This is a genomic window from Mesorhizobium sp. (assembly GCF_004962925.1).
In the GTDB taxonomy this organism is placed as follows: Bacteria; Pseudomonadota; Alphaproteobacteria; order Rhizobiales; family Rhizobiaceae; genus Mesorhizobium.
The window spans coordinates 1-6,478 of sequence record NZ_SUEO01000193.1; the positions used below are offsets into that span (position 1 = coordinate 1).

A 6,478-nucleotide genomic window follows, 5' to 3' on the forward strand; every position below is an offset into this window, starting at 1 on the left:
GCAATACGCTTCACCTTCGCTGGCGAGATCGGCAGGAGTGCGCCCTCGTTTTTCAGCAGAACCATGGATTCGGCCGCCATCCGGCGGGCGAGCGCATGATGCTCGGCGCGATCGAAAGCCCGCCCCCTGTTTTCCCCGCGCTTGGCGCGCTGGATCAGACCGAGCATGCGTGCGCAGGCCTTGTCGAGCACGGCGTGGTCCACCTTGCCCGCCTTGATCGCCTCCAGCAGGTCTGCCTTGCGCGTTTCGCTTTCCGGCATGTCGAGGTCGTTGCCGGCCGCCAGCGAGGCCGGTCGATCCTTGATGCCGTGCCAATCGGAGACAACCAGGCCGTCATAACCCCACTCGCCTCGCAACACCTCGTCGAGGAGCCAGCGGTTCTCGGCAGCCTGGACACCGTTCAGACGATTGTAGGAACTCATCACGGTCCAGGGATTGCTCTTGGCGATCGCGCGCTCGAAGCCGCGGAAGTATATCTCCCGCAGCGCGCGTTCCTCGACCACGGAATCCATGGTCGTTCGCTCGACTTCCGAATTGTTGCAGGCGAAATGCTTCAGCGACGCGCCGACGCCGCTGTCCTGCAGACCGCCGATGACGCCAGCCGCGAAATCCCCTGTGAGGATCGGGTCTTCGGAGTAATATTCGTAGGAACGGCCGCCGAGCGGGGTGCGGCGGATATTGATCCCCGGTCCGAGCAGCAGGTGGACGCCGGATTCCTGGCATTCGCGGGCGAGAGCTTCGCCCAGCCCCCGCGCCAGTTCCACGTCCCACGAACAGGCGATGCTGCAGCCGTTTGGAAAGCAGGTTGCGGGTTTGACTTGTCCCCAGGCGATCTGCACGTCATCGGCCTGCTGGTTGACCACGGAGAGAAACGCCGCGAAATCCTGCCCCCCGGCTTCATCCTGGTCGATCTGCGGGATGGAGTAACGAACCCCGTAGGTGCCGTCGGTCATGACGATCTGCGGGATGCCCAGACGCTCGATCGCCGCCGTCTTCCACATGCGGTGGCCTGAAACAAGCGCCACCTTCTCCGCATCCGTCATTTCTTCGATCAGCGCATCGAACGCGCCATCCATCAGCTTTTCATACGACAACCGAAGTCTCCATGGATGCCTCGGCGGCGTTTGCGCCGCCGGTTGATTGAGCTCTCGTGTTCCTCACAGCCGCCGTTCGGTCGACGCCGAAAAGAAGGAAGCCTTCGCGATGTCGAACCGAAGCCCGACCTCCTTCCGCATCGAGCGGGCGGCATCGACGCCGAGCCTGACGCTCATGCGTTTGCCCAGGCAGTCGAACCAGCCGAGGGCATCGGCGCCCAGAAGTTCGGTGAAGGCGAGCTTGGCGGGAATGCTGTCGGGCGAACCCGGCTCGACGACGTCGATGTCCTCGCACCGAATGCCGAGCACCGCCTCGCCCGCTGTTGACGGCTCTTCGAAAGGATAGGTGGAAGAGCTGACGCTGCGCTGACCGACCAGAAAGCGCCCCGCGCCGTCCAGGCTGCCCTCGAGAAGATTCATGGCAGGCGATCCCACGAAGCCGGCGACGAAGAGGCTTGCCGGCTTCTCGTAGATCGACTGCGGAGGCGCGAACTGCTCGACCCTGCCCTTGTGCATCACGGCCACGCGATCGGCCATTGTCATGGCTTCGATCTGGTCATGAGTCACATAGATCATGGTGGACTTCAGCGTCTCGTGCAGCTGCTTAAGCTCGACGCGCGTCTCGGCGCGCAGCTTGGCGTCGAGGTTCGACAGCGGTTCGTCGAAAAGGCAGATGCTGGACGAGCGCACGAGCGCTCGACCGATCGCGACCCGCTGGCGTTGACCGCCTGACAACTGGCTCGGCTTACGGTCGAGCAGCACCTCGATTTGCAGGAGCTTCGCCACCCAGTCTACCTTTTGCACGATCGTCGCCTTGGGCGTGCCGGCGACTTCCATGCCGAAGGAGAGATTGCGCCGCACGGTCATGGCAGGAAAAAGCGCATAGGATTGAAACACCATCGCTAGTCCCCGCTGGCTTGGCTCCAGGCCGCTGACATCGACAGCGTCGATTACGATCTGGCCAGAGTCGCAATCGTCAAGTCCGGCGATCACGTTGAGCAGGGTCGACTTTCCGCACCCCGAGGGGCCAAGGATGACGATGAATTCGCCGGGAGCGATCTCCATGTCGACCGAATCCAGGACGATGAGACCGGCGAAGGATTTCCTGATTTTCCGGATGGATACACTGGACATGGCTAACCCTTCACGGCACCGGCGGCGATGCCGCGCACGAAATAGCGGCCGGAGAGGAAATAGACGATGAGCGTCGGAATGGCGGTGATGACCGCGGCGGCCATGTTGACGTTGGGCGACGCCGATCCCCGAGCATTGTTGACGATGTTGGTGAGCTGAACCGTCATCGGCAAGTTGTCGTTGCCGGCGAAGATCAGCCCGAGCAGATAATCGTTCCATATGCCGGTGAATTGCAGGATCGCCACGACGACCAGGATGTTGGTCGACAGCGGAAGGATGACGGACCGGAACGTTCTGAGAAAACTGGCGCCTTCCATGCGCGCGGCTCGGCTGATCTCCTCCGGCACGCCAACGTAGAAGTTTCGGAACAGCAGCGTCGTATAAGGCAAGCCGTAGACAACATGGACAAGAATGATACCGCCATAGGTGCGGAACAGACTGAGGCTGCTCAGGATCTTCACCGTCGGATAGAGCATCGCCTGATAGGGGATGAATAGGCCGACCATGACGAGAAGCATGATCAGGTTGGCGTGGCGCCACTTCCACTGCGCTAGCGCATAGCCGTTGAGCGCGCCTGCCAGCGTGGAGATCACGACGGCTGGAACGGTGATCTTGATCGAGTTCCACAGGCCTGGGCGCACCCCGCCGCATTCGAGCCCGGTGCAAGCGCTTTTCCATGCCGTCAGCCACGCATCGAAAGTCGGCTTGACGGGGAGAGCGAGAAGATTGCCCTGGCGGATTTCCTCCATCGGCTTCAGCGAGTTACTGATCACCAGCAGCAGCGGCAGGAGGAAGAAGGCGGCCGAAGCGAAGAGAAATGCATAGAGACCGAGGCGCGCCGCGCGTGGGCCGAACACGGACCTTTCGCCAGGAAGGCTTTGCGTCACGTGCGCCTCCTGAACTCACTGTAGAAATAAGGCGCCAACAGCAAGAGCGAGAGGACCAGCATCGCGATCGAGGCGGCGGAAGCCAGGCCGAGATTGACCCGCGCGAAGTAGTAGTCGACAGCGAACTTCGCCGGCATTTCCGTGGCAATGCCGGGCCCCCCCTTGGTCATGGCGATAACAAGGTCGTAGCCGCGAATAACGTCCGACATCAAAAGCACGACGCAGGAAGCCACGACCGGCCGCATACCGGGAAAGATGACTTGCAGATAGGCGCGCCAGAGGGGAATGCCTTCCATGCGGATCGCCTTCCAGAGGTCTTCGTCCACACCGCGCAAGCCGGCGAGAATGATGACCATGATCAACCCGGCCGAGTGCCAGATGCCGGCAATGACCAGCGTGTAGATCGCCCGGTTTGGATCGGTGAGCCAGTCGAAGGTGAAATTCTCCCAACCCATGCCGCGCACCAGCCCCTGCAAGCCGTTCACAGGGTCGAGCACCCAGCGCCAGGAAAGACCGGTGACGATCAGCGATACGGCGAGCGGATAGAGGAATATGGTTCGAAACAGTGACTCGGCCCTGATGCGGCGGTCGGCGAAAACGGCAAGCAGCGTGCCGAAGGCGAGCGTGCCAACGATATAGAGCACACCGAAAATCACCATGTTCAGGCAAGACACCAGCCAGCGGTGGTTCGTGAAGAGCTTGATATATTGGTCGAAGCCAACGAAATTATAATTGGGCATCAGCGTCGACCGCGTCAGGGACATGTAGCCGGTCCACAAGATCGACCCGTAGAAAAACACCGCCACGATGCCGAAGAAGAAGACGACCGTCATGTCCGGCCTGAACGTCTGCCGATGCAACCAGGTTCTCATGAAACCGCTTTCAGGATCATAGGTGCGTCACGCCGAGCGACCCGCGAGTGCAAGGGTTGGCAACCGGCCAGCGATGCCGCCGGCCGGTTGCGTGATCCTTACTCGCTCTGCAGGATGTTGCTAAAGCTCTCGACGGCCGCTTGCGTGGTCATGGACTTGTCGGTCCAGAACTGCCCGGCCAGATCCGTCACCTGGCCGTTGAGGTCGCCTGCGAGCGCATCATAGGCTGCCTGGACCGCGGCGCCCGGCGTGGCAAGCGTCTTGGATCCGATTTGCGCGCAGGTGTCGAGCTTGGACGTATCCACATCCGTCCGCGACGGGACAGAGCCTTTGACCTCGGCGATCTTTTCCTGGACAGCAGGCTCCATGATCGAGTCCGCCAGCAGTGTCTGGCCTTTGATCCGGTCGTCGTCGGTGTTCACCGGGAATGCAAAGACATCGATCAGGATCGCGTAGCCTGGCTTTTCGGCCGGCGTCAGCAAGCACCCGAAGTCCTTACCCGCGACCTTGCCGGCAGCGAGGAACTCGCCCCGTGCCCAGTCGCCCATGAACTGGAAACCGGCCTTGTCCGTCACGACGAGGTTCGTCGTGTCGTTCCAGGAGCGGCCGGGGCTCGCCGGATCCGCATAGGTCGATACCTTGCGAAAGATATCGAAAGCCTGGGTCAGGACAGGCGATTTGAGCGCCTCGGGGGATCGCTTGACGATCAGTTCATTCCAGTACTCGGGACCGCCGAGAGCGAGAAACGCACTGTAGAGGATGCCGACTTGCTGCCAGGGTTCGCCGCCGGTGGCGATGCCAATGCCGCCCGACGCCTTGATCTTATCGGCGGCGGCGAAAAGCTCGTCGAAGGTCTTCGGTTCGCTGATTTTGAGTTTCTCCAGAACGGGCTTGGAATACCAGACCCAGTTCTGAGCATGCACTCCGACGGGCAAGGCAACGAGATGGCCGTCGACATTGAGCTTGTCCCACACAATCGGCGCCATCACCTTTTGCCAACCGCCCTTGGCGGCGAGATCGTCGAAATCTCGAAGCTGACCGGAGCTGGCAAGGTCGCGCAGCGCCGAGCTTGGCGTCATCAGGATCGCCGATGGCGGCTGGCCGCCGGCAATCCGGCTGGTTGCCGCCGCAAGCGCCGCGTCGAAATCGGCCGACGGGCTGTCGATCCATTTTCCGCCGCGCTGCTTGAAGCTGTCGGCGATCGTGTTCATCGCCTTGGATTCACTCGAGCTCGTCCAGTAGTGCTGCACGTCGACGGTCTGGGCGAGCGCGGGACTTGAGGCAGCGAACGTGCCGAGGATGGTCATTGTGGACAATAGGTGGCGAAATTTCATGGCAGTTCCCCTTGGTTGGCATTGATTGCACGGTCTCTGTTCCCGAGACGCTCGTTCCGGCATCGCGCAAGGCGGCGCCCGGGTGTCTATGCAGCTTTGGTGAGCGTCATCCCCATCTCCTTGTTGAGGCTGTCGAGGAATGCGGCCATTTCGGCCTTGGAGATTGTCTCGCCCGCGACCCAGGCGACGGTCTTGTGGATTCCAAGGAAGGAGCCGGCGCAATATTCGAGCATCTTGTCGGCTTCCTGATCGCTGAGATCGAGCCGCTGCTTGAGAAAGGCACGGAAGCGCTGGCGGGCGAATTCGTGCTCGAAGACCAGGAAGGGCTGGCTTTCGACATTGAGGACGGTGGAGGCGAGTGCCGCGGCTTCGATGTCGACCGCCCGCTCCAGACGGATGTCGCGAGAGGACGCGCCGACCTCGAAGGTCAGGCTGCCAGCATCGAGCAGCCACCGGCGATACTGCGGGTCGTAGTATCGCAAATCGCGGCTGTCGATCTTGATCTCGACGCGCTTGGTTTCGCCCGGCTCGAGAGAGACTTTCGCGAAGCCCTTGAGTTCACGGATCGGGCGGATCAGCCGCGGTTGGTGCGGGCGCGCATAAACCTGCGCGATTTCCTTGCCGGCCACACTGCCGGTATTGGTGATATCGAACGCCAGCGTGATCGTGCTCGACGCATCGATCCGATCGGCATCGACCGACAGGTTGGAATATTCGAAGCTGGTGTAGCTCAGCCCGAAACCGAAAGGAAACAGCGGCGTGAGCTTGCGCTTGTCGTAGAAGCGATAGCCGACGTGGATGCCCTCCGAATAGATGTGGCGATTGCCCTCGCCGGGATAGGTGAGGTAGCCCGGTATGTCCTCGACCTGGAGGGGGAATGTCACGGTCAGCTTGCCGCACGGATTCTGGCTGCCGAACAGAACATCGGCGATGGCGCTGCCTGCACCTTGGCCGCCGAAGAAAGCCGCAAGGACGGCTGCAACATGATCGGCCCAGGGCATGACCACGGCGTCCGGCGTCGCGAGAATGATCACGACTTTGCTGGCGCGCGCGGCTAGCCGCTCGATCAGAGCGTCCTGGCCGTCATGCAGATTGAGATGCTTGCGGTCGGAGCCCTCGCCATCATAACCGACCTCGGTGTTGGCGAAGAACAGGAC

The 6,478-nt window shown here is 61.6% G+C and carries 6 protein-coding genes; all 6 read right to left on the reverse strand.

Translation table 11 applies throughout. The features are described from left to right. Positions 1-1,076: glycoside hydrolase family 3 N-terminal domain-containing protein (locus tag E5W87_RS27850; protein WP_292404894.1), on the reverse strand; the 1,076-nt coding region annotated here is incomplete at its 3' end. 81 nt (positions 1,077-1,157) lie between these two features. After that, positions 1,158-2,228: an ABC transporter ATP-binding protein gene (locus E5W87_RS27855; protein ID WP_292404882.1), complete on the reverse strand. Its 1,071-nt coding sequence runs from the start codon at positions 2,226-2,228 to the stop codon at positions 1,158-1,160. Between the two features lie 2 nt (positions 2,229-2,230). Next, positions 2,231-3,115, reverse strand: coding sequence for a carbohydrate ABC transporter permease (locus E5W87_RS27860; protein ID WP_292404883.1), 885 nt, complete (start codon positions 3,113-3,115; stop codon positions 2,231-2,233). Then, a complete protein-coding gene (locus E5W87_RS27865; protein ID WP_292404884.1) occupies positions 3,112-3,987 on the reverse strand; it encodes a carbohydrate ABC transporter permease in 876 nt (291 codons plus the stop codon). The genes E5W87_RS27860 and E5W87_RS27865 overlap by 4 nt, the downstream gene beginning before the upstream one ends. 98 nt (positions 3,988-4,085) lie before the next feature. Further along, positions 4,086-5,321 (reverse strand): ABC transporter substrate-binding protein, encoded by a 1,236-nt coding sequence (locus E5W87_RS27870; protein WP_292404885.1) that lies wholly within the window; start codon positions 5,319-5,321, stop codon positions 4,086-4,088. An 86-nt stretch (positions 5,322-5,407) separates the two neighbouring features. Then, on the reverse strand, positions 5,408-6,478 hold a 1,071-nt coding region (locus E5W87_RS27875), incomplete at its 5' end, for a glycoside hydrolase family 3 C-terminal domain-containing protein (RefSeq protein WP_292404886.1).